Origin of the sequence: Leifsonia poae (assembly GCF_050632195.1) — a bacterium.
Classification (GTDB): Bacteria; Actinomycetota; Actinomycetes; order Actinomycetales; family Microbacteriaceae; genus Leifsonia; species Leifsonia poae_C.
Genome location: NZ_CP192580.1, coordinates 1,608,861 through 1,634,161, shown reverse-complemented (window position 1 = coordinate 1,634,161; position 25,301 = coordinate 1,608,861). Strand labels below are relative to the sequence as shown.

The window sequence follows — 25,301 nt, the reverse complement described above, 5'->3', positions numbered from 1 at the left end:
TGTTAGCCGTTCTCCTTCTGGATCTGGGCCCACTTCTCTTCGACGTCGGAGATCGAACCGACGTTGAAGAACGCCTGCTCGGCCACGTGGTCGAACTCGCCCTTGGCGATCGCGTCGAACGACTCGATGGTGTCCTTCAGCGGAACGGTCGAACCCTCGACGCCCGTGAACTTCTTGGCCATGTAGGTGTTCTGCGAGAGGAACTGCTGGATGCGGCGCGCACGCGACACCGTGATCTTGTCTTCCTCGGAGAGCTCGTCGACACCGAGGATGGCGATGATCTCCTGCAGTTCCTTGTTCTTCTGAAGGATCTGCTTGACCGTCGTCGCAACACGGTAGTGGTCGGCGCCCAAGTAGCGGGGGTCGAGGATGCGGCTGGTCGAGGTCAGCGGGTCGACGGCCGGGTAGAGGCCCTTCGACGCGATCTCACGGGACAGCTCGGTGGTGGCGTCGAGGTGCGCGAACGTGGTCGCGGGCGCCGGGTCGGTGTAGTCGTCGGCGGGAACGTAGATCGCCTGCAGCGAGGTGATCGAGTGTCCACGGGTCGAGGTGATGCGCTCCTGCAGAACGCCCATCTCGTCGGCGAGGTTCGGCTGGTAGCCCACGGCGGAGGGCATGCGACCGAGAAGGGTCGACACCTCGGAACCGGCCTGGGTGAAGCGGAAGATGTTGTCGATGAAGAGCAGCACATCCTGCTTCTGCACATCGCGGAAGTACTCCGCCATGGTCAGGGCGGACAGCGCGACGCGGAGACGCGTTCCCGGCGGCTCGTCCATCTGGCCGAAGACCAGGGCGGTCTTGTCGAAGACACCCGCCTCTTCCATCTCGTGGATGAGGTCGTTGCCCTCACGGGTGCGCTCACCAACACCGGCGAACACAGACACACCACCGTGGTCCTGAGCGACGCGCTGGATCATCTCCTGGATGAGCACGGTCTTGCCGACACCGGCACCGCCGAACAGGCCGATCTTTCCACCCTGCACGTACGGGGTGAGCAGGTCGATGACCTTGATGCCGGTCTCGAACAGCTGCGTCTTCGACTCGAGCTGGTCGAAGGGCGGGGGCTCGCGGTGGATGCCCCAGCGCTCGGTGATCTCGATGGTCTCGCCGGGCTCGCCGTTCAGGATGTCACCGGTGACGTTGAACACCTTGCCCTTGGTCACGTCGCCGACCGGCACCGTGATGGGGCCGCCGGTGTCGCGCACCTCGCCGCCGCGGACGAGTCCGTCGGTCGGCTTCAGAGCGATGGCGCGGACCAGGTCGTCACCGAGGTGCTGAGCGACCTCGAGGGTGATCTCGGTCGAGGTCTCGCCCATGGTGATGGTGGTCTTCAGGGCGTTGTAGATACCCGGGATCGAGTCGTGCGGGAACTCGATGTCCACGACCGGGCCGGTGACGCGGGCGATGCGCCCGATGCCGGCCGGCTGCGCGGTCGAAGCCTGGGCTTCGGCGGTTGCGGTAGTCATGTGTCTTCTCTTCTCGTTCTACGTAAACGTATGTCGTCGGGGTCAGTCGGTGGTAGCCAGTGCGTCTGCACCGCCGACGATCTCGGAAATCTGCTGGGTGATCTCGGACTGGCGAGCGTTGTTCGCCAACCGGGTGTAGTCGGTGATGAGCTTGTCGGCGTTGTCGCTCGCCGCCTTCATCGCCTTCTGCGTTGCGGCGTGCTTCGAGGCGGCCGACTGCAGCATGGCGTTGAAGATGCGGCTCTCGATATACACCGGCAGCAGCGAGTCGAGAACGGTCTCGACGTCGGGTTCGAACTCGTAGAGCGGCAGCACCGTCTTGTCGTCCGGCTCCTCGACACCTTCGACGACCTCGAGCGGGAGCAGGCGGATGACCTGCGGCTCCTGCACGAGCATGCTGACGAAGCGGTTGTAGATCACGTGGATCTCGTCGACTCCGCCATCCGAGGCGTCGCGCAGGAAGGACTCGAGGATCGCGTCGCCGATCTCCTTGGCCTGCTCGAACTCCGGCGCATCCGTTCCGCCGGTCCACACCCGCTCGAAGGCACGGCGGCGGAAACTGAAGTATCCGCTCGCCTTGCGTCCGACCAGGAAGTAGACGACATCCTTGCCCTGGCTGCGCAGCAGCTCGGCGAGACGCTCCGACTCCTTCAGCACGTTCGAGTTGAACGCGCCCGCGAGGCCGCGGTCGGAGGAGAAGATGACGATCGCTGCGCGCTCGATCTTCTCCGGCTCGGTGGTCAGAACGTGCTCGACGTTCGAGTACGTCGCAACCGCCGACACCGCGCGCGTGATCGCGCGGGCGTACGGGGTGGATGCAGCGACCCGCGCCTGCGCCTTCTGGATGCGTGAGGCGGAGATCAGCTCCATGGCCCGAGTGATCTTCTTGGTCGTCTGGGCAGACCTGATCTTCTGCCGGTAGACCCGAAGTTGCGCTCCCATGTGTCTCCTACGTACCTATCTGCTCGTGCGTCGCGCTCAGCGCTTCGCCTTGACGATCTGCTCCTGGTTGACATCTTCCTGGGCGATCGCTTCGAACTCTTCGCGGCCGACCGAGGCGAGGGGCTTGCCCTCACCGGTCTGGAACTCGAGCTTGAACTTGTCGACCTCGGAGGCCAGCTTGTCGACGGTCTCGTCGGAGAGCTGGTTCGTCTCGCGGAGCACGTCGAGGACGTCGGAGTTGCGACGCAGGTGGTCGAGAAGCTCCGACTCGAAGCGCAGGATGTCTTCCACGGGAACCTCGTCGAGCTTTCCGTTGGTTCCGGCCCAGATCGAGACGACCTGCTCCTCGACCGGGAACGGCGAGTACTGCGGCTGCTTGAGCAGCTCGGTCAGACGTGCGCCACGGGCGAGCTGACGACGGCTGGCCGCGTCGAGGTCGGACGCGAACATCGCGAACGCCTCGAGCGAGCGGTACTGGGCGAGCTCGAGCTTGAGCGTTCCCGAGACCTTCTTGATCGACTTGACCTGTGCGTCACCGCCGACTCGCGAGACCGAGATGCCCACGTCGACCGCCGGACGCTGGTTGGCGTTGAAGAGGTCGGACTGCAGGAAGATCTGGCCGTCGGTGATCGAGATCACGTTGGTCGGGATGTACGCCGACACGTCGTTCGCCTTGGTCTCGATGATCGGCAGACCGGTCATCGAGCCCGCGCCGAGCTCGTCGGAGAGCTTCGCGCAACGCTCCAGCAGACGGGAGTGCAGGTAGAACACGTCACCGGGGTACGCCTCGCGTCCCGGCGGACGACGCAGCAGCAGCGACACGGCGCGGTAGGCCTCGGCCTGCTTCGACAGGTCGTCGAAGATGATCAGGACGTGCTTGCTGTCGTACATCCAGTGCTGGCCGATCGCCGAGCCGGTGTACGGAGCCAGGTACTTGAAGCCGGCCGGGTCGGAAGCGGGGGCCGCGACGATGGTGGTGTACTCCATCGCGCCGGCGTCCTCGAGCGCGCCCTTCACCGAGGCGATGGTCGAGCCCTTCTGACCGATGGCGACGTAGATGCAGCGAACCTGCTTGTTCTCGTCGCCCGACTCCCAGTTGGCCTTCTGGTTGATGATCGTGTCGATCGCGATCGCCGTCTTGCCGGTCTGGCGGTCGCCGATGATCAGCTGACGCTGGCCACGGCCGACCGGGATCATGGCGTCGATCGCCTTGATGCCGGTCTGCAGCGGCTCGTGCACGCTCTTGCGCTGCATGACGCCCGGTGCCTGCAGCTCGAGCTCACGACGACCGACCGTGGCGATCTCGCCCAGGCCGTCGATCGGGTTGCCGAGCGGGTCGACGACGCGACCGAGGTAGCCGTCGCCGACGGGCACCGAGAGAACCTCACCGGTGCGGGTCACCTCCATGCCTTCGACGATGCCGTCGAACTCACCGAGGATGATCACGCCGATCTCGTTCTCGTCGAGGTTCTGGGCCAGGCCCGCGACACCGTTCGAGAACCGGATGAGCTCGTTCGCCATCACGCCGGGGAGTCCCTCGACGTGCGCGATACCGTCGGACGCGTCGATGACGTGGCCGATCTCGGTGGTGTCTGCCTTGGACGGCTCGTAGTTGGAGACGAAGTCCTTCAGCGCATCCCGAATCTCGTCGGGGCTGATCGTTAGTTCTGCCATCGTTGTTCCCTATCTGTGCGGGACTTGGATGTCCCTGAATGCCTGTGTGCGGCGGCGACCTCTCGGTCAGCCCGCCAACTGAAGTCGTAGTTCGTTGATGCGTGAAGCGATGCTGCCGTCGATCACATCGTCGCCGATCTGCACCCGCACGCCGCCGAGGAGGCTGGGATCGACGACCTGGTTGATCTTCAGTTGCGTGCCGTACTTGGTCGACAGCGCCTCGCCGAGCCGCTCCGCCTGCGCGGCAGGCAGAGCCTGCGCGGTGAACACGGTTGCGACGACGAGGTCCGACTGGGCAGCGACGACGCGTGCCGCCTCGCGCAGCGACTCGCGGATGCTGCGCCCACGGGGCTGCACCACGAGCTGACGCACGATCGCCGCGGTCTGCGCCGAGGCCCGGCCGTTCAGCAGCCGATCGACCAGGGCGCCCTTGGCGGCCGGGTCGGCGAGCTTGCTTCGCAGCGCGAGCTCGAGATCTGCGTTGGAGGTCACGGCGCCTCCGAACGTGAAGAGCTCCGACGCGATGTCGACGTTCTTCGGGGCCGACTGGGCGATGGCACGGATGCCGAGCTCTTCGATGGCCGCGAGCAGGTCGCGGGGCTTCGACCAGCGTTCAGCCGCGATCGCGGACAGCAGCTCGACCGCCGGGGCGGAGAGCTGACGACCGAACACACTGGCGACGAGCGCTGCCTTGCCCTTCGGGTCGGCAGAGGGATCGCTGACGACCGCGCGGAGCTGGGCGGAGTCGGCGACGACTCGTCCTGCGGCGAACAGGTCTTCAGCCGTCGCCAGATCGGCCTTGGTCCCCTGCGCGGCAAGAGCCGACACGGACTTGGCCAGAGCTTCTCTGGTGGCGCTTCCCATTACTTGCTCGTCCCTGCCTTCTCGGTGGACTGGGCCTTCTCGCTGGCCTCGAGGTCGGCCAGGAACCGGTCGACGATGGCCTGCGACTTCTTGTCCTCGGTGAGGGCTTCGCCGATGACACCGGATGCGAGGTCGAGAGCAAGCGAGCCGACCTCACCGCGCAGCGAGACGAGCGCCGACTGACGCTCCGCCTCGATCTGCGCCTGAGCGCTCGAGGTGACGCGGGCGGCCTCGGCCGTCGCGGTCTCCTTGGCCTCGCTGACGATCTTCTGACCGTCGTTGCGGGCCTGCTCGCGGATCTTCGCCGCCTCGGTACGCGCGTCGGCGAGCTGGGCGGTGTACTCCTCGAGAAGAGCCTCCGCCTTGTGCTGCGCCTCGTCGGCCTTGGCGATGTTTCCCTCGATCGCCTCTGCACGCTCATCCAGAAGCTTCTTCATGCGGGGAAGGACGAGCTTCCAGAAGAAGAACAGGATGATGGCGAAACAGATCAGTGAGCCGACGATGTCGTACCACTGTGGGATCAGCGGGTTGATCTTCTCCGCTTCCGCTGCAGCTTTCACCACTGAGTGGATCATGCTTCCTCCTTACTGAGAGAGAAAAGAGGGCTTAGACGAAGATGAAGTAGGTCGCGATACCGATGAACGCCAGCGCCTCGGTGAAGGCGATACCGATGTACATCAGGACCTGGAGTCGACCGGCCAGCTCGGGCTGGCGGGCGACGCCTTCGATGGTCTTGCCGACCACGATGCCGACGCCGATGGCGGGGCCGATGGCCGCGAGGCCGTATCCGACGGTGGCAATGTTGCCGTTGATAGCAGCGATGTCCACGTTATGTGTTTCCTTCCGTGATGGCGATCAGCGCGGGTGCGCGAACCGTTATTAGTGTTCCTCGGCGACCGCGAGCTGAATGTAGACAGCGGTCAGCAGTGCGAAGACGTAAGCCTGGAGGACGGCCACCAGGATTTCGAACAGGGTGAAGACGAAACCGAAGGCGAAGGTGCCGATTCCGAAGAGCGACCACCAGCCACCGGCGGTGAAGAAGAAGAACGCGGTCGCGCTGAAGAAGAGCACGAGCAGGAGGTGGCCGACGACCATGTTCATGAGGAGTCGGAGCGTCAGCGTGATCGGGCGCAGGACGAAGGTCGAGATGAACTCGATCGGCGTCACGATGATGTAGAGCGCCTTCGGCACACCGGGCGGGAACAGCGCGTTCTTGAAGAAGTTGCCCGGGTTCTTCTTGATGCCGGCGTAGATGAAGGCGATGTACGCGACGACGGCGAGAACCAGAGGGACCCCGATGACCGAGGTTCCGGCGATGTTCAGGAACGGGATGACACCCGTCAGGTTCATGAACAACACCATGAAGAAGATGCTGGTGATCAGCGGAAGGAAGCGCGTGCCGTCCTTCTTGCCGAGCAGGTCCTCGGCGATGTTGACCCGGGTGAAGTCGAGCCCCATCTCCACGACCGACTGGAAGCGGCCGGGCACGATCTTCATGCGTCGGGTGCCGATCCAGAAGACCAGGACGATGGCGAGAACCGCGATGAAGCGGACCAGCATGATCCGGTTGACCTGGAAGTCACCGATCGAGAAAAGGGTGGGCGGGAAGAACTCATCGATCGACGGACCGTGGAAGCTACCATCATCGGAGCTTGCGGTCTGGACCAGCAGGTTCACAGCGTTAGCTAACAGCGCTATCTCCTGTTTCGGGGCGTCGAGCATCAGCTCTCGCGACGACGAACATGTGAACACCCTGCGCTCTTGCGCGCCGTGAGAAATTCACTCTGGCGAGCGCGGGGTGGGGGAACTTCCTCAACTCTACAAGAGTTTTCGCAGGGTAACGAATCGGATACGGCTCAACGCTCGTCGCCCGGGAGCGTCGCGTCGCTGACATACGGAACGCGCGACCGGAAGACGACGATCATGTCGACCACGAGCGACCCGATGACCCCCGCGATCAGGCTCAGGAACAGCACGACAGGGTTGATCCACGGCTGGTCCTTGAGCAGCACCGCGAGCACGATGAACAGCACGAACTTGAGCAGCCAGCCGCCCAGAACGATCCCGAAAAATAGGCCGACGAAGAGGTCGCTGCCGATGAATCGGTTCGCGATCAGGATGCTGAGGGCCGTGATGCTGAGAAAGATCACAGCCATCAGCGTGCCGATGAGCGCACTCGTGACCCCGATCCAGCCCGCGAAGACACCGCCGAGCACAGCGCCGACGACTGCGATCACGACGGCGAGGATCGCGCCGTACTTGAGGACGTCTTTGAGCACCGGCGTCGAGCTCGGCTGCGCGATCGGCTGCCGGGACTGGCCGGCCGAAGGCTTGTCGCTTTCGTGGTCGGTCATGGGGTCTCCTTGGTGACGGGGGTGGTCTTGCCTGCCCGAGCTTCTTCGAGCGCGGCCTCGGAGGCCGGCTGCTCGCTAGCGGCGTCGAGCTGGTCGTAGTGAGCGGTCGCGTCCGCCTCGTCGCTTCCCGCAGGGGCGAGTTCTGCGGCAGCCTCATTCGCCTTGCGGCGACTGAGCGGGGCGAGCGTGAACGCGGTGCACACCACGAGGCCGATCGCGATGAACACGATGGCCATCCAGTACGGATCGAAGAAGAAGAGCAGGCAGCCGATCGAGAGCACTGCCGTCCACGCGTAGAAGATCAGCACGGCGTGCAGGTGGCTGTGTCCCATGTCGAGGAGGCGGTGGTGAAGGTGCTTGCGGTCGGCGCTGAAGGGCGATTTGCCCGCTCGTAGTCGCCTGATCACGGCGAGGCCGAAGTCGAGCAGCGGAACGACGAGCACGGCGAACGGAAGGATGATCGGGATGAACGCCGGCACGAGCGACGACCGGCCGAGCGTCTGGAGCGCCTCCGGGTTGATCGTTCCGGTGACGGAGATCGCCGAGGTCGCCATCAGCAGCCCGATCAGGAGGGCGCCCGCGTCCCCCATGAACATCTTGGCCGGGTGCCAATTGAGCGGCAGGAACCCCGCGCAGGCTCCGACCAGGATGGCCGCGATGACACCGGCGAGGCTGAAGTAGTTCTGGGGGCTGATCTCGCGCTGAAGCAGATACGTGTAGACGAGGAACGCGCCATTGGCGATCAGGGCGACACCGGCGACCAGGCCGTCGAGCCCGTCGATGAAGTTGATGGCGTTCATCACGAGCACGATCGCGAACAGGGTGATCACAATGCTCATCACCGGCGATCCGACGGTCAGGCCGCCGATCGGCAGCGAATAGATCTGCACGCCGAGCCACGCCACGAGTCCCGCTGCCACGAACTGGCCCGCCAGCTTGGTCATCCAGTCGAGGTCCCAGATGTCGTCGGCGACACCGATCACCACGATCAGGAGGGACGCCCCGAGAATCGCGAGGATCGGCCCGGAGTCGGAGAAGATCAGTTTCAGCACGCCGAACTGCCCCGAGAGCAGATAGGCGACTCCGAACGCGACCAGGATGCCCAGGAACATCGCAATCCCGCCGAGGCGCGGAGTCGGCGTGGTGTGCACATCCCGGGCCCGGATCTTCGGGTACAGCCGGTACTTGAGGCTGAGCCTGTAGACGACCAGCGACATCCCGAACGTGATGACGGCCGAGATCAGGGCGAGCGCGATGAGAAGGATCACGGGCGGGCGTCCGGTGCGCTCTCGACCTCGGCGCCGCTGTCGGCCTCGCTCGGTGCGTCGCTGTGATTCTGGGTATTGTCGTCGCTGGTTGCCAGCAGGTCGCCGACGACGGAGCGGATGCGCTCCTCGGAGATCACGCCGTGCCTCAGGATGCGCAACGGCCCCGTGCCCGCGGCGAGTGCCGTCGCGTCGACGATGGTGGACGACGAGTCGCGTCCCTCCACCCGGTTGTACCCGGCGCCGGCCTCTCCCCCGTCGAGGTAGAGCTCGATGGAGTCGCCGAGCATCGCTTCGGCCTCGGCGGCCGTGCGGGCGGCCGGACGGCCGGTCAGATTGGCGGACGAGACGGCGAGCGGCCCCGTCTCGGACAGCAGCTCGAGGGCGATCGTGTCGCTGGGCATCCGGAGAGCGACGGTTCCGCGGGTCTCCCCAGATCCCAGACGAGCGACGGCTGCGCGGGAAGGACGACCGTGAGGCCGCCCGGCCAGAACTCCTGCACGAGATCGGTGACGGCCTGCGGCACGACCTCGGCGAGTGCGGCGAGCGTGGGGATGCCCGGGATGAGCACGGGCGGAGGCGACTGACGGCCGCGGCCCTTCGCATCCAGAAGCCGCTGCACCGCGGCCGGGTTGAAGGCGTCGGCGGCGACCCCGTAGACCGTGTCCGTCGGGAGGACGACGAGTTCGCCCCGGCCGATGGCGGCGCGGGCCAGCCTCATGCCGGTGAGGAGTTCGGAGTCGACAGAGCAGTCGTAGATGGGAGACATGTCGCCACAATGATAGTTGAGCCATCGCCCCGTTCGCTGCGGATAGGCCGCAGAGAGGGCGATACTGGAGCCGATGGACGTCTACTTCTTCGACTGCGATAAGACCCTCTACGACTACGACTTCCACAAGCGCCTGCCACTGCTCGCCGAGTTCGGGGGTGTCAGTCAATACCAGCTGGCATCGTCCTGGTGGGCTGGCGGGCACGAGCGCGCCGCCGAGATCGGCGAGTACTCGACGACGGAGGAATACCTCGAGACTTTCGCCGAAGTCACGGGCGCCCGCCTGACCCTCGAGCAGTGGCAGCAGGCCCGCAAAGCGGCGATGACCCCCATCCCCGGAACCATCGCCGCCCTCCACGAGGCGGCCGGACTCGGCACCGTCTCGCTGCTGTCGAACAACCCGATCCCGTTCAAGGATTCGCTGCCCGTGCTCACGGCGGAGATCATCGACGTGCTGCAAGGTAACGATCTCGTCTCGGCTGTGCTGGGCGCGCGAAAACCGGAACGCCGCATCTACACACGCGCCCTCGGCCGGTTCGGCGTCGAGCCCGGCGACGCCATCCTGTTCGACGATTCGAAGGCGAACGTCGACGGCGCCATCGAGGTCGGGATGCACGCCCACCAGCTCACGCAGAACGCCGACGGCTCGTTCGACGTCGACGGTCTCGTCGACGCCATGCACGCCTTCGCCGGCCGCGGCCGCTGACCGCTGGCCGCCGGCCTCCGGCCTCGCGCCAGGGACAACGCACGAGTGGTCCCGAATCGCCGTTGTAATCGTGTGATTACACGGCAATTCGGGACCAGTCGATGGCGCGGCGACCCGGTCAGGGACGACAGGGGTCAGCGGCGGCCGGCCTTGCTGCGGAAGAGGATGGCCGCCCAGATGTACGAACCGACGATGATCGCGAGGCACCAGCCCACCGCCCACCACGCGCGATCCCCGATGGCGGTGTCGAACAGCAGTCCGCGGATGGTCTCGATCACAGGAGTGATCGGCTGGTTGTCCGCGATCCACTGCAGCCAAGTCGGCATCGTGTCCGTCGGCACGAACGCGCTCGACAAGTAGGGCAGGAACAGCAACGCGAACCCGTAGCCGCTCGCCGCCGCCGGAGTGCGCGCAGCCAGACCGAGCGCGGCGTAGAGCCAGGTGATCGCGAGGATGAAGAGGGCGATCATCCCGATGGCCCCGATCCACTGCAGCGCGTTGCCGGTCGGCCGGAACCCGACGAGCAGCGCGACCCCGATCACCACACCCGTGGCGAACAGATTGCGCAGCAGGCTCGCGACGACGTGCCCGGTGATCACGCCGCTGCTGCGGAGCGGCATCGTGCGAAAGCGATCGACGATCCCGTTCGTCATGTCGTCGGCGACGTCGACCGCGGTGCTGGAGGAGCCGAAACCTGCGCAGAGCAGGATGATGCCGGGCACGACGTAGTTCACGTAGTCGCCGCCCGAGTCGATCGCTCCGCCGAACACGTAGGTGAACAGGAGCATGAGCATGATCGGCAGGACGATCGCCATGATCAGGGCTTCGGTGTTGCGCAGCGTGTGACGGATGCTGCGGCCGATGAAGACGCCGGCGCTGGTCACGCCGGAGACGGCGCGATCGGCGGGCGGCACGGCGGCGATGACGCGGCCGGGGAGCAGTGCGGTAGACATCAGCGGGTGACCTCCAGGTCCTGTGCGGTGAGAGCGAGGAACACGTCGTCCATGCTCGGTTTGCGGATGCTTACGCTGCCACCGGGGAGGCCGGCCGCGTCGAGCAGGTCGATGGCCTCGCGCAGTCCGTGCACGCTGCCGTCGGTGGGGAGTTCGCGTACGACCTCGTCGTTCGCGTCGCGCAGCTCGACGACCTCTCCCCCGACCCGGGCCTTGAGCTCGGCCGCCGTGCCCTCGGCGACCACGACGCCGCGGTCGATGACCGCGATGCGGTCGGCGAGCTGGTCGGCCTCTTCCAGGTACTGCGTGGTGAGGAAGATGGTGATGCCCTGAGCGGCGAGCTCGAGGATCATCCCCCAGAGCGTCTGACGACTGCGGGTGTCGAGGCCGGTTGTCGGCTCGTCGAGGAAGATCACCGGCGGCGTGGCGACGAGGCTGATCGCCAGGTCGAGGCGGCGGCGCATGCCGCCCGAGTACGTCTTGACCTTCTTGCGCGAGGAATCGGCGAGATCGAACTGAGCGAGCAGTTCAGTCGCGCGGCGTTTCGCGTCGGCGGCGGTGTAGCCGGAGAGCCTGGCCATCATCCGCAGGTTCTCCTCCGCGGTGAGCACCTCGTCGACGGCTGCCGACTGCCCGGTGAGGCTGATGGCGCGCTTCACGCCCTCGCGGTCGGAGACCACGTCGCAGCCGGCGACGCTCGCCGTGCCGTCGTCGGGCAGCACCAGGGTGGACAGGATGTTGATGAGCGTTGTCTTGCCCGCCCCGTTCGGGCCGAGCAGGGCGAAGACGGTTCCGGCCCGCACGCGCAGGTCGATGCCGTCGAGCACACGCTGGTCGCCGAACGATTTGCGGAGACTGGCGACTTCGATGGCTGTAGCCATGGTGGTTCCTTTCCGTGTCGAGTGGATCGGGTCGTTGGTTGAACTGAGTATGCCGCAAACTGTTTACGTCGCATACGGTTTTGTATAAGCTATACACAGTTCTAGGATGGGTGTCAACAACCAACCGGAAGGGCGCCAGAACATGGCAGACGCCGTCGAAGAGGCACTCCCCGCGCCGTCGCGCTGAGCTGGGGCGTCGCCGAGCGCCCGCAACGCGGCCCCAAGCGCGAGCTCAGCATCGAGCGCATCATCGAGACGGCCATCCAGCTCGCCGACGACGAAGGCCTTGCCGCCGTCTCGATGAGCAAGATCGCGACGACGCTCGGCTTCACCACGATGTCGCTCTACCGGTATGTGACCAGCAAGGACGACATCCTGCTGCTGATGCAGGATGCCGCGTGCGACATCCCGATCCCGCCGGAGGACGACGAGGTGCCCTGGCGAGACGGTCTGCGGCGCTGGGCCGGGGCCACCATCGAGGTGATGCGCGCCCACCCGTGGTTCACCGACATCCCGATCTCGAGCATCCCTCTCATGCCGAACAACCTGGCCGTGCTCGACTGGGGCCTGCGGGTGATGAAGAACCTCCCGCTCAACGACCAGGAGAAGATGTCGACCGCCCTGACGCTGAGCTCGTACGCGCGCGCGTTCGGACTCGTCGAACGGGATATGAACCGCTCCCGCGAAGAGGTCGGCGCGCCCCTGCAGAGCGGACCGGCGTTCGCAGAGGCAATGAGCGAGCTCGTCACGGACGAACGCTTCCCGTACCTCGCACCGCTCGTGCGCTCCGGCGTCTACTCCGACGGCGAGGACGACCAGGACGACTACGCGTGGGGGCTCGAGCGAATCCTGGACGGGATCCAGCGCTACGTGGACGCTCGCACCAGCGGCGAGCCGATCGTCGCCGCGATGCCACGCGAAGAGGCAGTGCCGCGCGACAAAGCGGTGCGCGAGGCCGCCAAGGCCCGTCGTGAGGCGGAGGGCCGGCTGCGTGAAGCTCGCAAACGGGAGCGTGAGGCGATCGCGAAGGCACGGGAGCGTCAGGCGGCGGCCGACGAGAAGGCGGCGCGAGGGAAGGGCTAGCGTACCGCCGTCGTCGTGCGGTCCCGCGTCGTGAGGTCGCGGTGCGTCGCCGCCGCGCGCCATCCGTCGGCGGTCAGGATGTCGCGGATCTGCGCACCCTGCAGCTCGCCGTGCTCGAGAACGAGGGTGCCGCCCGGGTGGAGCAGTCGCTGGGCGACACGGGAGATCGTGCGCACGACATCCAGACCGTCCTCGCCGCCGTAGAGCGCGGCCGGCGGGTCGAACAGCCGAACCTCGGGGTCGCGCGGGATGGCCTCGGCCGGGATGTACGGCGGGTTGGAGATGACGACGTCGACGGTTCCGTCGAGGTCGGGCAGCGCGTCGGCCAGATCGACGAAGACGACCCGCGCGTTGGTGGCGCCCGACTCCTCGACGTTGCGGCGCGCCCAGATGAACGCCTCCGGCGAATTCTCGACAGCCAGGATGCGGGCGTGCGGCACCTCGGTCGCCATCGCCAGGGCGATCGCACCGCTGCCGGTGCCGAGGTCGACGCCGATCGGCTCGGCGCTCGGAACCGCGCGCAGCGCGTCGATCGCGAACTGCACGACCTGCTCGGTCTCCGGACGCGGGACGAAGACGCCCGGGCCGACGGCGAGCTCCAGGGACCGGAAGGGCGCGCGTCCGGTGATGTGCTGCAGGGGCTCTCGCGTCGCTCGACGCTGGCCGAGTTCGCGAGCCCGCGCAGCGTCCTGAGCCGTGATGGTCGAACCCATCAGCGCGAGGGCCTGGACGCGTCCGCGCCCCTCGCCGAGCACGTGCCCGATCAGCAGCTCGGCATCCACAGCGGGGTCGGGGACGCCGGCGCGCTCGAGCACACCGATCAGCTCGTCGCGCAGTGCGGCGACGGTGCCGGCGGGCCGTGTCGGGACGTCGTTCGGGGAGGATTCGGGTGGGGTCATCGCCCGTCGAGCCTAGCGGCACAGCGAGGCCACGGACCGTCACACGGCGTCTCGGGAGTGCGCTGAAGATTAGAGTGGTGATGCTCAGACATCATCTCCGCGCCACCATCCCGCGCCACCATCCCGCGCCACAAGGAAGAGGCCATGACAGGTCACGTTTACGACAACATCGCTGAAGCGGTCGGACACACCCCGCTGGTGAAGCTGAACCGCCTCACCGAAGGCTCCGACGCTACGGTTCTCGTCAAGCTCGAGTTCTACAACCCGGCGGGGAGCGTCAAAGACCGCATCGGCGTCGCGATCATCGACGCGGCCGAGAAATCGGGCGCACTGCGACCCGGGGGCACCATCGTCGAAGGCACCAGCGGCAATACGGGTATCGCACTCGCGATGGTCGGCGCTGCACGCGGCTACAAGGTGATCCTGACCATGCCTGAGACCATGAGCAAGGAACGCCGCGTCCTCCTGCGCGCATTCGGCGCGGAGATCGTCCTGACCCCCGGACCCGACGGCATGCGCGGAGCAGTCGAGACGGCCAAGCAGATCGTCGCCGACACCGACAATGCCATCTGGGCGCAGCAGTTCGCCAACGAGGCCAACCCGGCCATCCACCGCGCCACCACTGCCGAGGAGATCTGGGCGGACACCGACGGCGGCGTCGACATCTTCGTCTCGGGGATCGGCACGGGCGGCACCATCACCGGCGTCGGCCAGGTGCTCAAGGAGCGGAAGCCGGGCGTGCAGATCATCGCGGTCGAGCCGAAGGACTCCCCATCCTGAACGGCGGAAAGCCCGGGCCGCACAAGATCCAGGGGCTCGGCGCCAACTTCGTGCCGGAGATCCTCGACACCACCGTCTACGACGAGGTGATCGACGTGACGTTCGAGGACTCGATCGAGGTGGCCAAGCGGCTCGCGAGCGAAGAAGGAATCCTCGCCGGCATCTCGTCCGGAGCCATCGTGTGGGGGGCGCTCGAGGTGGCCCAGCGTCCGGAGAACGCCGGCAAGACCATCGTCGCCGTCGTCGCAGACACCGGAGAGCGGTACATCTCGACGGCGCTCTGGGCCGACCTGCTCGACTGACGCATCCGTCTGACCTCCTCCATGGCGTTCTTCTCCCGCACCCGCGAAGACATCACGAACGCGCGCAAGCACGACCCGGCGGCGCGTAGCGGTTTCGAGGTTTATGTGGCGTACTCGGGCCTGCACGCCGTTTGGTCGTACCGTGTGGCGCACCGGATGTGGCGGGCCGGGCTCAAGACGCCGGCCCGCTTCCTCTCGCAGTTCACCCGGTTCCTCACCGGCATCGAGATCCACCCCGGTGCGACCATCGGCCGGCGCTTCTTCATCGACCACGGGATGGGCGTGGTCATCGGTGAGACGACGTGGGTCGGTGACGACGTGATGCTGTATCACGGCGTGACACTGGGTGGAAAGGGCAGCGGCCACGGCAAGCGGCACCCCACCATCGAAAACGGTGTCACGGTCGGAGCCGGGGCCAAAGTGCTCGGCGCGATCACGATCGGCGCCCGCTCGGTGATCGGTGCGAACGCCGTCGTCATCCACGACGCGCCCTCCGACTCGGTACTCACGGGCGTTCCTGCCCGCGCCCACCACCGGACCGGCAACGAGCAGATCCCGGGCGACGACTGGATCGACCCCGCCATCTACATCTGACCGCGTGCACTCGACTCCCCGGCCCCAACGCAATCGACTCCGGGAGGAATCCCGCTTCAGCAGTGCTGAAGCGGGATTCTTCCCGGAGTCGATTGTGTTAGGTGCGGGGCGGAGGGTCAGTCGGTGGCGAGGTCGGCGAGGCGGGCCTCTTCGTCGGCCAGGATGCACGACTCGATGACGGGCTCGAGGGCGCCGTTCATGACGGCGTCGAGGTTGTAGGCCTTGTAGCCGGTGCGGTGGTCCGCGATCCGGTTCTCCGGGAAGTTGTACGTCCGGATGCGCTCGGATCGGTCCATCGTGCGGATCTGGCTCTTGCGCACCGCGGACGCGGCCGCGTCGATCTCCTCCTGCTGACGTGCGAGCACGCGGGCGCGCAGCACGCGCATCCCGCTTCGCGGTTCTGCAGCTGGCTCTTCTCGTTCTGCATCGCGACGACGATGCCGGTCGGGAGGTGCGTGATGCGCACGGCGGAGTCGGTGGTGTTCACAGACTGGCCGCCGGGGCCGCTCGAGCGGTAGACGTCGATCTTGAGGTCGTTGGGACTGATCTCGACCTCTTCGGGCTCGTCCACCTCGGGGAAGACGAGCACGCCGGCGGCGGAGGTGTGGATGCGTCCCTGCGACTCGGTTGCCGGCACACGCTGTACGCGGTGCACGCCTCCCTCGTACTTCAGGTGCGCCCAGACGCCCTCGGCGGGGTCGGACGAGTTGCCCTTGATCGCGAGCTGCACATCCTTGATGCCGCCGAGGTCGCTCGAGGTCTGCTCGAGGATCTCGGTCTTCCACCGCTTCGACTCGGCGTAGTGCAGGTACATGCGCAGCAGGTCGGCGGCGAACAGCGCGGACTCGGCCCCGCCCTCGCCCATCTTGATCTCCATGATGACGTCGCGGCTGTCGTTCTCGTCGCGCGGGATGAGCAGACGGCGCAGCTTCTCGCCCGACTCGGCGAGGTTCTCCTCGAGTCCGGGGATCTCCTCGGCGAACGCCTCGTCTTCTGCTGCCAGTTCCCGTGCTGCGGCGAGGTCGTCTTCGAGCTGCTTCCAGTGGTTGTACGACGCGACGATGCGGCTGAGCTCGGCGTAGCGCCGGTTGACCTTCTTGGAGCGCACGGGGTCGCTGTGCAGCTCCGGGTCGGCGAGCTGCTCCTGCAGGTCGTCGTGCTCGGCGATCAGGGAGTTCACCGATTCGAACATCGTCTCTTCTTTCTGGGTAGCAACCGTCAGGGCAAGAAAAGTGCCCGCGCGACCGGTCGAAACCGGTCGCGCGGGCACTGGGACAGCTAGCGGTGGTCGTGCTCGTTGCCGTGCGAGTGCGCCGTGCCGTGACCGTTGGTCGTGGCGGCGGGCATCGACTTCTGCACCTGCATCAGGAACTCGACGTTGCTCGAGGTCTCCTTCAGACGGCCGAGAACCATCTCGAGCGCCTGCTGCTGGTCGAGCCCGGCGAGGGCGCGACGCAGCTTCCAGGTGACCTTGACCTCATCCGGAGCCATCAGCATCTCTTCGCGACGGGTTCCGGATGCGTTCACATCCACCGCGGGGAAGATGCGCTTGTCGGCCAGCTGGCGCGACAGGCGGAGCTCCATGTTGCCGGTACCCTTGAACTCCTCGAAGATGACCTCGTCCATCTTGGATCCGGTCTCGACCAGGGCCGAGGCGAGGATCGTGAGCGATCCGCCGTGCTCGATGTTGCGGGCAGCACCGAAGAAGCGCTTCGGCGGGTACAGCGCCGAGGCGTCGACACCACCGGAGAGGATGCGTCCGGATGCGGGCGCGGCCAGGTTGTACGCACGGCCCAGGCGGGTGATCGAGTCGAGCAGCACGACGACGTCGTGGCCGAGCTCCACCAGACGCTTGGCGCGCTCGATGGCGAGCTCGGCGACCGTGGTGTGGTCTTCGGCCGGACGGTCGAAGGTCGAGGCGATGACCTCGCCCTTCACCGTGCGCTGCATGTCGGTGACCTCTTCGGGACGCTCGTCGACCAGGACGACCATGAGGTGGACCTCAGGGTTGTTCGTGGTGATGGCGTTCGCGATCTGCTGCATCACGATGGTCTTGCCGGCCTTCGGCGGCGCGACGATGAGACCGCGCTGGCCCTTGCCGATCGGGGCGACCAGGTCGATGATGCGCTGCGTGATCTTGGTGGGCTCGGTCTCGAGGCGCAGACGCTCCTGCGGGTAGAGCGGGGTGAGCTTGCCGAACTCGACGCGGCTCGCGGCCTCTTCGATCGTCTGACCGTTGACCGAGTCGACCTTGACGATCGCGTTGTACTTCTGACGGCTGTTGTTCTCGCCCTCACGCGGCTGGCGGATGGCACCGACCACGGCGTCGCCCTTGCGCAGGTTGTACTTCTTGACCTGGCCGAGGGAGACGTACACGTCGTTCGTGCCCGGCAGGTAGCCCGAGGTGCGCACGAAGGCGTAGTTGTCGAGGACATCCAGGATGCCCGCGACGGGGATCAGTACGTCGTCGTCGGCGATCTCGGGGTCGAGCTCGTCGGTGCCGGTGCCGCCGCGACGCTTGCGGTCACGGTAACGGCTGCGACCCGAACGCTCGCCGTCGGGCTGCGCGTCGTTCTGCGGGCCGTTGTTGCGGTTCTGGTTCTGCTGGCCGTTCTGGTTCTGGTTCTGGTTGCCGCGGTTCTGGTTCTGCTGGCCGTTCTGGCCACGACCGGACTCGTCGCGGTCGCCCTGCGCCTGCTGGCCCTGGTTCTGCTGGCCCTGCTGGTTGTCCGCTCCGCCCGCGTTCTTGTTGCGGTTGCGGTTGCGGCTGCGACCCTGGCGCTGCTGACCCTGCTCGCCGTTCTGCTCACCCTGAGCGTCGTCGGAGTTCTCGTCCGTCGTGTTCTCGGATGCGCTGTCGGCGGCAGCGTTCTCGGTGCCGGCGTTGTCGGACTGACCGTTCTGGCCGCCCTGGTTGCCACGGCCGCGGCGGCGTCCGCCGCGCTGACCGTTCTCGCCCTGGCGCGGCGCCTGCTCGGCGTCGCCGTTCTGCTCGACGGATGCGTCCGCATCCTGAGCCGAGGCGCCCTGGGCCGCCGACTCACGGGACGCGAGTGCGGAGTCGAGCAGCGCATCCACATCCGGGATGAGCGAGTCGACGCCGGTGGCGCCGGAGTTGACGTGCGTAGCGGCCGGCACGAGAGCGTCGGCGCTGGTCGCGCGGCGCGGTGCCCGCTTACGGGCTACGGGCGGTGCGGTTGCGGCCTGCAGAGCAGGAGGCAGCACAGCCTCGCCTACGTGCGGCTCGGACGAGAGCGGCTCGGCGATGAGCGGCTCGATCAGAACCTGCGATGCGGCGGCGCTCTGCTCGTCCGACACGGGCGCGTCCGACACGGACTCGTCCGAGACGGGCTCGGCCACCACGGCGACGCCGTCTTCGGCGCCTCCGGCGGCGGCCCGAGCGGAGGCGACAGCCTCCACCAGTTCGCCCTTGCGAAGCTTGTTGACGCCCTGAATTCCCAGGCCGGCAGCGAGAGCCTGAAGCTCGGCTACCTTGAGGGACGTCAGGTCGTTGGTGTCCGCGCCCCCGGCGCGGAGATTGACATCAGTCACTGAAGAGGATTCCTTTCCCCCGACATGCGATCGTTCGCAGTCGTATAAGCGCTCGTCATATGAACTGACCTGTGCTCATCACCACGATGCTTGAGGGCACTGTGCTTGATGGAGCTGGCGCGATGCGTTCTGATCCGCTCGACGTCGGTACTCGACTAGGTCTCGAGTACGCAGGCAGGAATGACGGCATGATTGCTGGAAATCACCCGAAGATCAGATTCGCTCGTGACGCGGTTCTTGCGGGTGCAGGCACAGTTTACCACCTTTATCAGCGCGTTCTTGACGCTAGGCGGCGGGTGTGTCCGACTGGATCTCCGCTTGCGGAGTCACCGTCGCACCCTTGAAGTCGACGGCGAGCATCAGCGGCTGCCATCGCGTCTCCGCCTTCTGCGCGACGAGCTCCGCCGCAGCGAGACGCTGGCTCGGATCGTTGCACAGCACCAGGATGGACGGGCCCGCTCCGGAGACGACCGCCGCGAATCCGTTGTCCCGCAGGAGCGTGATCAGTCGGTCGGTCTCGGGCATCGCCGAGGCGCGGTAGCTCTGGTGGAGCTTGTCCTCGGTGGCGGCGAGCAGCAGTTCGGGGCTCTGGATGAGAGCCGCGACCAGCAGGGCCGAGCGGGAGAGGTTGAACACCGCGTCCTCGTGGGGCACGGAGTCGGGTTGCAGGCTACGGGCGAGAGCCGTCGACATGACGTGCTCCGGCACGAGCACGAGCGGTGAGACGCCGCGGTGCACGATCAACTTCTTGAAGCGGGGGCCCTCGGGCGTCACCCAGGCGATGGTGAGGCCGCCGAACAGGGCGGGTGCCACGTTGTCGGGGTGGCCTTCCATGTCGTTGGCGAGGGCGAGCAGGCCCTGAGCGTCGATGTCGACGATGCCCTCGAGCAGTCCCTTGGCCGCCATGATGCCGGACACGATCGCGGCGCCGGAGGACCCCATCCCTCGGCCGTGCGGGATGCTGTTGCGGGCGACGAGGTCGAGACCGGGCATCGGGTGGCCGACAGCCGAGAAGGTGTGCGCGATCGCCCGCACGACGAGGTTGGTCTCGTCGGTCGGCACCTCGCCGGCGCCGACCCCGATGACCTCGACGGTCGCTCCCGGCTCGTCGCGAACACGCACGCTCAGCTCGTCGTACTGGGCGAGCGCGAGACCGAGCGTGTCGAAACCGGGCCCGAGGTTGGCGCTCGTCGCCGGGACTTTGACCGTGACCGCGCGTCCGCGCAGGTCGCCGGCGGAGAAGGTCACGCCTCGACTCCGACGGGCTCGGTGGCCTCCAGACCGAGGACATCGGCGATCGTCGCGGTGTCGACGGGCACCACGGTCGGCTGCACGTCGGAGCCATCGGCCGTGCGCAGGGCCCACTGCGGGTCCTTCAGACCGTGACCGGTGACCGTGAGCACGACGGTCGCACCGGCGGGGATGACTCCGGCGGCGGATCGCTCGAGCAGACCGGCGACGCTGATCGCCGACGCCGGCTCGACGAAGATGCCGACCTCGGCCGACAGGATGCGCTGGGCCTCGAGGATCGCGGCGTCTTCGATGGCGCCGAAGTAGCCGTCGCTGTCGTCGCGCGCGTTGAGCGCGAGCTCCCACGACGCGGGGTTCCCGATGCGGATAGCCGAGGCGACCGTCTCCGGGTCCTTCACGGGGTGACCGAGCACGATGGGAGCGCTGCCTGCAGCCTGGAAGCCGAACATCCGGGGAAGCTTCGTGGCCTCGCCGCGCTGCAGCTCCTCGGTGTATCCGCGGTGGTAGGCGGTGTAGTTGCCCGCGTTGCCGACGGGGACGATGTGGAAGTCCGGCGCATCCCCGAGCACCTCGACGACCTCGAACGCGGCCGTCTTCTGACCCTCGATGCGGTCGGGGTTGACGGAGTTGACCAGGTGGACCGGGTAGTGCGTCGCGAGGTCGCGGGCGATCTCGAGACAGTCGTCGAAGTTGCCCTGCACCTGCAGCAGCTGCGCGTTGTGCGCGATCGCCTGGCTGAGCTTGCCCAGAGCGATCTTGCCCTCGGGAACCAGCACGACCGCCTGGATGCCCGCGTGCGTGGCGTATGCCGCCGCCGACGCGGAGGTGTTTCCGGTCGAGGCGCAGATGACGGCCTTGGCGCCGTGCTCGACGGCCTTCGAGATCGCCATCGTCATGCCGCGGTCCTTGAACGAACCGGTCGGGTTCATTCCCTCGAACTTCACGAAGACGTTCGCTCCGGTGCGGGCGGAGAGGGCGGGGGCCGGCAGCAGGGGCGTTCCGCCCTCGCCGAGCGTCACGATCGGCGTCGCGTCACTGATGTTGAGGCGGTCCGCGTACTCGCGGAGCACTCCCCGCCACTGGCGACTGTTCGGCTTCTGGGGCATTACGATCCTTCGACTCGGAGAACGGATGAGATTGCTTTCACGACATCGCTGGCTGCCAACGACTCGACGGTGGCCGCCAACGCGGCCTCCTCGGCTTCGTGGGTTCCGATAACCAGGGTAGCGGTGGGCGGTGCGTCGGAATGACCGGCCGCGACCGGCAGCGTAATCATTCCGGTCGCCGTACCGATCGACTGCTGCACGGTCTCGACGCTGACCCCGCCGTCGCTCAGGATGCGCGCGACCGCGGCGAGCACGCCCGGCTGGTCGGCCACATCCATCGTGATCTGGTACTTCGTGACGACGCGCCCCACCTCGAGCACAGGAAGCTGGGCGTGCGTGGACTCGGCGACGCCGGGACCTCCGACGACGTGCCGCCGCGCGGCCGAGACGAGGTCGCCGAGAACAGCCGATGCCGTCTCCACTCCCCCGGCGCCCGCGCCGTAGAACATCAAGTCGCCGGCTGCGGCGGCCTGCACGAACACCGCGTTGTGCGCGCCGTGCACGGCCGCGAGCGGGTGGTCGCGACGGATGAGCGCCGGATAGACCCGCGCCGAGACGCCCTCCTGCCCGGTCTCCGGATCGGTGAGGCGCTCGCAGATGGCGAGGAGCTTGATGACGGAACCGTTCTCGCGAGCCGCGTCGACCTGCACCTTGCTGACGCTCGTGATCCCCTCGCGGTACACCGACTCCAGAGGGACCGTCGTGTGGAAGGCGAGGCTGGCGAGGATCGCAGCCTTCTGCGCGGCGTCGTATCCGCCGATGTCCGCGGTCGGGTCCGCCTCGGCGTAGCCGCGGTCTGTGGCCGTCGCCAGCGCATCCTGAAGCGTCTCGCCGTTCACGTCCATGCGATCGAGCACGAAGTTCGTGGTTCCGTTGACGATGCCGAGGATGCGGTTGACCTTGTCTCCCGCGAGGCTGTCGCGAAGCGGCCGGATGATCGGGATCGCCCCGCCGACGGCCGCCTCGTAGTAGAGCTGCGCTCCCACCTGCTCCGCTGCCTCGAACAGCTCAGGGCCGTGGGTGGCCATCAGCGCCTTGTTGGCGGTGATGACATCGGCTCCGGAGTTGAGCGCCTGGAGCACGTAGCCGCGGGCGGGCTCGATGCCGCCCATCAACTCGACGACGATGTCGGCGCCGAGGATCAGCGATGACGCATCCGTCGTGAAGAGGTGGGGCGGAAGCTCGACATCACGGTCGGCATCGACGTCGCGAACGGCGATTCCGACGAGCTCGAGGTTGGCTCCCACGCGTGACGCGAGCTCCTCCCCCTCTTCGAGCAGGAGACGAGCCACCTGGGCGCCGACGGATCCAGCGCCCAGCAGGGCGACACGGAGGCTGCGGTATTCGATCATGCGATGTCTTCCTTGTTCACGGCGTAAGCGGCATCGCGCGCGAGCAGATCGGCTTCGGTCTCGCCGCGCACGATCACCCGCGCCTCTCCGTCGCGCACGGCGACCACCGCGGGGCGGCCGACGTAGTTGTAGTTGCTCGACAGCGACCAGCAGTACGCGCCGGTCGCGGCCACGGCCAGAAGGTCGCCGGGAGCCACATCGTTCGGCAGGTAGTCGGCGTCGACGACGATGTCGCCGCTCTCGCAGTGCTTGCCGGCGACGCGTACGAGCGCGGGAGCCGCATCCGTCGCCCGGTTGGCGATCCGCACGGAGTAGTCGGCGCCGTAGAGCGCAGGCCGTGCGTTGTCGCTCATGCCGCCGTCGACGCTGACGTAGCGCCGCACAGCGGTCTCGCCGTCGTCCTGGTAGCTGACCGTGACGTCTTTCGTGGTGCCGACCGTGTAGAGGGTGAGGCCTGCGGTGCCGATGATCGACCGGCCGGGCTCGAAGGCGACGACGGGGATCGGGATGCCGAGCTCGGCGCATCCTGAAGCCACGGTCTCGGCGATGCGGGTCGCCAGCTCGTCGATCGGAGACGGGTCGTCGGCGGCCGTGTACGCGATCCCGAAACCACCGCCGAGGTTGAGCTCGGGCACCGGACCGTCGTCGAGAAGCTGCTTGTGCACGGAGAGCAACCGCGCGGCCGACTCGGCGAAGCCGTCGGCCCCGAAGATCTGCGACCCGATGTGACAGTGCAGTCCGAGGAAGTCGAGACCGTCCAACTCCCGGATGCGCGCGACCGCCGCCGGGGTGTCCGTCAGCGTGATGCCGAACTTCTGGTCTTCGTGGGCCGTGGCGAGAAAGGCGTGGGTGTGGGCGTGGACGCCGCTGTTGACCCGGAGCCGCACGCGCTGGGTGCGCCCGTGCCGAGCCGCGGCCTCGGCGACGCGCTCGATCTCCTGAACGCTGTCGAGGATGATCGTGCCGACCTCGAGCGCGACAGCCCGGTCGATCTCGGCGAGCGACTTGTTGTTGCCGTGGAACCCGATCCGAGCGGGATCGACGTCGGCCGCCACCGCCACCGCGAGCTCGCCGCCGCTGCAGACATCGATGTTGAGGCCGGCGTCGACCATCCAGCGCGCGATCTCGATGCTGAGGAACGCTTTACCCGCGTAGTAGACCTTGGCGTTCGATCCCACTCGGGCGAAGGCGTCCGCGAACGCAGCGCGCACCTCGGCCGCGCGCTGTCGCGCTTCCGTCTCGTCGACCACATAGAGAGGGGTGCCGAACCGCGCGGCGAGATCGTCGGCCGAGACGCCGCCGACGACGAGCCGGCCGTCGATGCGGTCGACCGTTCGTGACCAGAGGCCAGGATGCAGCTCGTTGGCGTCTGCGGGCTCGCGCAACCAGTCGGGGGCAAGCGGATTGGCGGGAGTGGCCACGGCGAAAACCTCACGGGATCAGACGAGTGGGGGTCTCTCGGGGCGAGCGGACCCGGATTGGCCCCTGAAGCCGACAGAGAAAACGGCGCACGCGGCAAGGCGCGCGGTATGGCGATTCTATCCAGGATGCGCAGGGCCGCTCGACTTCGTTACGCCGGCCGCCGGAGGGCATCCGCCGGGCGCGCATCCGCCGGGCGCGCATCCGCCGGGCGCGCGACTCGACGCGCTAGCAGCTTCCCTTGCTCTGGAGCGTCTTGTCGTCCAGCACGAAGTCCTCGGCGGAGAGCTGCACGGTGGCATGACCGGGCGTGACGGTGATCTCGTTCACCTGAACACCCTCCGGAAGGTACTGCGCGACGCACACGGGGATGGGGCCGCGGTCGGTCAGCGCCTTCACGAGCGTCGAGAGGTCGATGGCGCCCGATCCGGCGGTGACCTTGGCGTCGACCGGCTGAAGCAGCACGGTCTTGCCCGCCGCCTCCGGACTGACGCTCACCTGGTACCCGATCGGCAGTCCGAGGATGTCGGCCGTGCCGTCATAGGTGACGACGTCGTCGCCGAGCTTGAGGTCGCCGGTGATGCCCGGGATCGACACCAGCTTGTTCAGTGAGTCCTGCGAGACCCCGAGGGTGCCGTCGAGGTTCGCGACCGGCTTCGAGAAGTCGGTCGGCACACCCGTGGCGACGACGGATGCGCTGATCGGCGCGCCCTGCACCATCAGTTTCGGCGCATCCAGCTCCACCCTGTCGAACGAGCCGCTCAGGTACTGCTGGATCACGGAGGCACCGCCGATGCTGACCGAGACGTCGCCCGAGACGGTGTCCGGAAAACCCTTCTCGATCTCGGAGGCGACGCGATCCTGCGCGTATGCTCGCGCGATCCCGTCTGCGACGAAGAACAGGGCGACGAGCGCGACGATCGGGATGAGCACCCAGAGCAGGATGCGCAGCCAGCGACGCTTGGCGCGAGGCTGCGCGACCGTATCCCCGCCCGGATGCGGTGGCTCGGGCGCACCCGCGGGCGGCTGCTCGGGCTCAGGAAGGCCGGTGTTCAGCGGTTCGGTCGGTTGCGTGTCGCTCATGCGTCA

Annotated in this window: 22 protein-coding genes and 2 pseudogenes; 4 read left to right on the top strand and 20 right to left on the bottom strand. The window is 67.1% G+C overall.

Annotated features, from left to right (window positions below):
* Window positions 1–2: 2 nt before the first annotated feature.
* The 10 genes and pseudogenes from atpD to ACQ86A_RS08245 form a co-directional block, all read right to left on the bottom strand.
* Window positions 3–1,466: a F0F1 ATP synthase subunit beta gene (gene atpD, locus ACQ86A_RS08290; protein ID WP_431280070.1), complete on the bottom strand. Its 1,464-nt coding sequence runs from the start codon at window positions 1,464–1,466 to the stop codon at window positions 3–5.
* A 42-nt stretch (window positions 1,467–1,508) separates the two neighbouring features.
* On the bottom strand, window positions 1,509–2,408 hold the full coding sequence (locus ACQ86A_RS08285; protein WP_431280069.1) for a F0F1 ATP synthase subunit gamma: 900 nt from the start codon (window positions 2,406–2,408) through the stop codon (window positions 1,509–1,511).
* Between the two features lie 36 nt (window positions 2,409–2,444).
* Window positions 2,445–4,082, bottom strand: a complete 1,638-nt coding sequence (gene atpA, locus ACQ86A_RS08280; RefSeq protein WP_431280068.1) for a F0F1 ATP synthase subunit alpha — start codon at window positions 4,080–4,082, stop codon at window positions 2,445–2,447.
* A gap of 66 nt (window positions 4,083–4,148) precedes the next feature.
* Complete coding sequence (locus ACQ86A_RS08275; RefSeq protein WP_431280067.1) at window positions 4,149–4,946, bottom strand: F0F1 ATP synthase subunit delta; 798 nt, start codon at window positions 4,944–4,946, stop codon at window positions 4,149–4,151.
* A complete protein-coding gene (locus ACQ86A_RS08270) occupies window positions 4,946–5,521 on the bottom strand; it encodes a F0F1 ATP synthase subunit B (protein ID WP_431280066.1) in 576 nt (191 codons plus the stop codon). Before ACQ86A_RS08270 ends, ACQ86A_RS08275 begins: the two co-directional genes overlap by 1 nt.
* 31 nt (window positions 5,522–5,552) lie before the next feature.
* Window positions 5,553–5,774, bottom strand: a complete 222-nt coding sequence (atpE, locus tag ACQ86A_RS08265; RefSeq protein WP_064111451.1) for an ATP synthase F0 subunit C — start codon at window positions 5,772–5,774, stop codon at window positions 5,553–5,555.
* 51 nt (window positions 5,775–5,825) lie between these two features.
* Complete coding sequence (gene atpB, locus ACQ86A_RS08260; RefSeq protein WP_431280065.1) at window positions 5,826–6,623, bottom strand: F0F1 ATP synthase subunit A; 798 nt, start codon at window positions 6,621–6,623, stop codon at window positions 5,826–5,828.
* A 179-nt stretch (window positions 6,624–6,802) separates the two neighbouring features.
* The gene (locus ACQ86A_RS08255) at window positions 6,803–7,300 is read right to left on the bottom strand and encodes a hypothetical protein (protein ID WP_431280064.1); all 498 of its coding nucleotides are present in this window, start codon (window positions 7,298–7,300) and stop codon (window positions 6,803–6,805) included.
* Complete coding sequence (locus tag ACQ86A_RS08250) at window positions 7,297–8,568, bottom strand: MraY family glycosyltransferase (protein WP_431280063.1); 1,272 nt, start codon at window positions 8,566–8,568, stop codon at window positions 7,297–7,299. Before ACQ86A_RS08250 ends, ACQ86A_RS08255 begins: the two co-directional genes overlap by 4 nt.
* A pseudogene (locus ACQ86A_RS08245) lies at window positions 8,565–9,334 on the bottom strand (L-threonylcarbamoyladenylate synthase). Before ACQ86A_RS08245 ends, ACQ86A_RS08250 begins: the two are co-directional and overlap by 4 nt.
* Window positions 9,335–9,407: 73 nt before the next feature.
* Between ACQ86A_RS08245 and ACQ86A_RS08240 the strand changes: the two are divergent.
* The gene (locus tag ACQ86A_RS08240; protein ID WP_431280062.1) at window positions 9,408–10,040 is read left to right on the top strand and encodes an HAD-IA family hydrolase; all 633 of its coding nucleotides are present in this window, start codon (window positions 9,408–9,410) and stop codon (window positions 10,038–10,040) included.
* Window positions 10,041–10,174: 134 nt separating this feature from the next.
* Here ACQ86A_RS08240 and ACQ86A_RS08235 read toward each other — a convergent pair whose 3' ends face one another.
* Together ACQ86A_RS08235 and ACQ86A_RS08230 are read right to left on the bottom strand one after the other, a co-directional pair.
* A complete protein-coding gene (locus tag ACQ86A_RS08235; protein ID WP_431280061.1) occupies window positions 10,175–10,993 on the bottom strand; it encodes an ABC transporter permease in 819 nt (272 codons plus the stop codon).
* Window positions 10,993–11,874 (bottom strand): ATP-binding cassette domain-containing protein, encoded by an 882-nt coding sequence (locus tag ACQ86A_RS08230; protein ID WP_431280060.1) that lies wholly within the window; start codon window positions 11,872–11,874, stop codon window positions 10,993–10,995. Before ACQ86A_RS08230 ends, ACQ86A_RS08235 begins: the two co-directional genes overlap by 1 nt.
* Window positions 11,875–12,174: 300 nt before the next feature.
* Here ACQ86A_RS08230 and ACQ86A_RS08225 point away from each other — a divergent pair, with 300 nt between their 5' ends.
* A complete protein-coding gene (locus ACQ86A_RS08225) occupies window positions 12,175–12,957 on the top strand; it encodes a TetR/AcrR family transcriptional regulator C-terminal domain-containing protein (protein ID WP_431280059.1) in 783 nt (260 codons plus the stop codon).
* Here ACQ86A_RS08225 and prmC read toward each other — a convergent pair.
* The gene (gene prmC, locus ACQ86A_RS08220; protein ID WP_431280058.1) at window positions 12,954–13,856 is read right to left on the bottom strand and encodes a peptide chain release factor N(5)-glutamine methyltransferase; all 903 of its coding nucleotides are present in this window, start codon (window positions 13,854–13,856) and stop codon (window positions 12,954–12,956) included. The two genes, ACQ86A_RS08225 and prmC, sit on opposite strands and share 4 nt — an antisense overlap.
* Window positions 13,857–14,000: 144 nt before the next feature.
* On the opposite strand from prmC, the pseudogene cysK reads away from it, so the two are divergent.
* Together cysK and epsC are read left to right on the top strand one after the other, a co-directional pair.
* Window positions 14,001–14,938 (top strand): annotated as a pseudogene (gene cysK, locus ACQ86A_RS08215) (cysteine synthase A).
* Between the two features lie 21 nt (window positions 14,939–14,959).
* On the top strand, window positions 14,960–15,532 hold the full coding sequence (epsC, locus tag ACQ86A_RS08210) for a serine O-acetyltransferase EpsC (RefSeq protein ID WP_431280057.1): 573 nt from the start codon (window positions 14,960–14,962) through the stop codon (window positions 15,530–15,532).
* 196 nt (window positions 15,533–15,728) lie between these two features.
* Here the strand turns inward: epsC and ACQ86A_RS08205 are convergent, their stop codons facing one another.
* The 7 genes from ACQ86A_RS08205 to ACQ86A_RS08175 form a co-directional block, all read right to left on the bottom strand.
* Window positions 15,729–16,724: a PCRF domain-containing protein gene (locus ACQ86A_RS08205; RefSeq protein ID WP_431280056.1), complete on the bottom strand. Its 996-nt coding sequence runs from the start codon at window positions 16,722–16,724 to the stop codon at window positions 15,729–15,731.
* Window positions 16,725–16,810: 86 nt separating this feature from the next.
* Entirely contained in the window at window positions 16,811–19,084 is a 2,274-nt protein-coding gene (gene rho, locus ACQ86A_RS08200) for a transcription termination factor Rho (protein ID WP_431280055.1), read from the bottom strand.
* Window positions 19,085–19,369: 285 nt separating this feature from the next.
* Window positions 19,370–20,332 (bottom strand): homoserine kinase, encoded by a 963-nt coding sequence (thrB, locus tag ACQ86A_RS08195; RefSeq protein WP_431280054.1) that lies wholly within the window; start codon window positions 20,330–20,332, stop codon window positions 19,370–19,372.
* Entirely contained in the window at window positions 20,329–21,441 is a 1,113-nt protein-coding gene (gene thrC / locus ACQ86A_RS08190; RefSeq protein ID WP_431280053.1) for a threonine synthase, read from the bottom strand. The genes thrB and thrC overlap by 4 nt, the downstream gene beginning before the upstream one ends.
* Window positions 21,441–22,793 (bottom strand): homoserine dehydrogenase, encoded by a 1,353-nt coding sequence (locus ACQ86A_RS08185; protein ID WP_431280052.1) that lies wholly within the window; start codon window positions 22,791–22,793, stop codon window positions 21,441–21,443. The genes thrC and ACQ86A_RS08185 overlap by 1 nt, the downstream gene beginning before the upstream one ends.
* A complete protein-coding gene (gene lysA / locus ACQ86A_RS08180; RefSeq protein ID WP_431280051.1) occupies window positions 22,790–24,214 on the bottom strand; it encodes a diaminopimelate decarboxylase in 1,425 nt (474 codons plus the stop codon). The genes ACQ86A_RS08185 and lysA overlap by 4 nt, the downstream gene beginning before the upstream one ends.
* Window positions 24,215–24,440: 226 nt before the next feature.
* Entirely contained in the window at window positions 24,441–25,295 is an 855-nt protein-coding gene (locus tag ACQ86A_RS08175; protein WP_431280050.1) for an LmeA family phospholipid-binding protein, read from the bottom strand.
* Between the last annotated feature and the right edge of the window lie 6 nt (window positions 25,296–25,301).

Coding starts and splice junctions, on each gene's coding strand:
- atpD (WP_431280070.1), bottom strand. CDS start 1,466: ATGACTACCGCAACCGCCGAAGCCCAGGCTTCGACCGCGCAGCCGGCC.
- ACQ86A_RS08285 (WP_431280069.1), bottom strand. CDS start 2,408: ATGGGAGCGCAACTTCGGGTCTACCGGCAGAAGATCAGGTCTGCCCAG.
- atpA (WP_431280068.1), bottom strand. CDS start 4,082: ATGGCAGAACTAACGATCAGCCCCGACGAGATTCGGGATGCGCTGAAG.
- ACQ86A_RS08275 (WP_431280067.1), bottom strand. CDS start 4,946: ATGGGAAGCGCCACCAGAGAAGCTCTGGCCAAGTCCGTGTCGGCTCTT.
- ACQ86A_RS08270 (WP_431280066.1), bottom strand. CDS start 5,521: ATGATCCACTCAGTGGTGAAAGCTGCAGCGGAAGCGGAGAAGATCAAC.
- ACQ86A_RS08255 (WP_431280064.1), bottom strand. CDS start 7,300: ATGACCGACCACGAAAGCGACAAGCCTTCGGCCGGCCAGTCCCGGCAG.
- ACQ86A_RS08240 (WP_431280062.1), top strand. CDS start 9,408: ATGGACGTCTACTTCTTCGACTGCGATAAGACCCTCTACGACTACGAC.
- ACQ86A_RS08235 (WP_431280061.1), bottom strand. CDS start 10,993: ATGTCTACCGCACTGCTCCCCGGCCGCGTCATCGCCGCCGTGCCGCCC.
- ACQ86A_RS08230 (WP_431280060.1), bottom strand. CDS start 11,874: ATGGCTACAGCCATCGAAGTCGCCAGTCTCCGCAAATCGTTCGGCGAC.
- ACQ86A_RS08225 (WP_431280059.1), top strand. CDS start 12,175: ATGAGCAAGATCGCGACGACGCTCGGCTTCACCACGATGTCGCTCTAC.
- prmC (WP_431280058.1), bottom strand. CDS start 13,856: ATGACCCCACCCGAATCCTCCCCGAACGACGTCCCGACACGGCCCGCC.
- epsC (WP_431280057.1), top strand. CDS start 14,960: ATGGCGTTCTTCTCCCGCACCCGCGAAGACATCACGAACGCGCGCAAG.
- ACQ86A_RS08205 (WP_431280056.1), bottom strand. CDS start 16,724: ATGTTCGAATCGGTGAACTCCCTGATCGCCGAGCACGACGACCTGCAG.
- thrC (WP_431280053.1), bottom strand. CDS start 21,441: ATGCCCCAGAAGCCGAACAGTCGCCAGTGGCGGGGAGTGCTCCGCGAG.
- ACQ86A_RS08185 (WP_431280052.1), bottom strand. CDS start 22,793: ATGATCGAATACCGCAGCCTCCGTGTCGCCCTGCTGGGCGCTGGATCC.
- ACQ86A_RS08175 (WP_431280050.1), bottom strand. CDS start 25,295: ATGAGCGACACGCAACCGACCGAACCGCTGAACACCGGCCTTCCTGAG.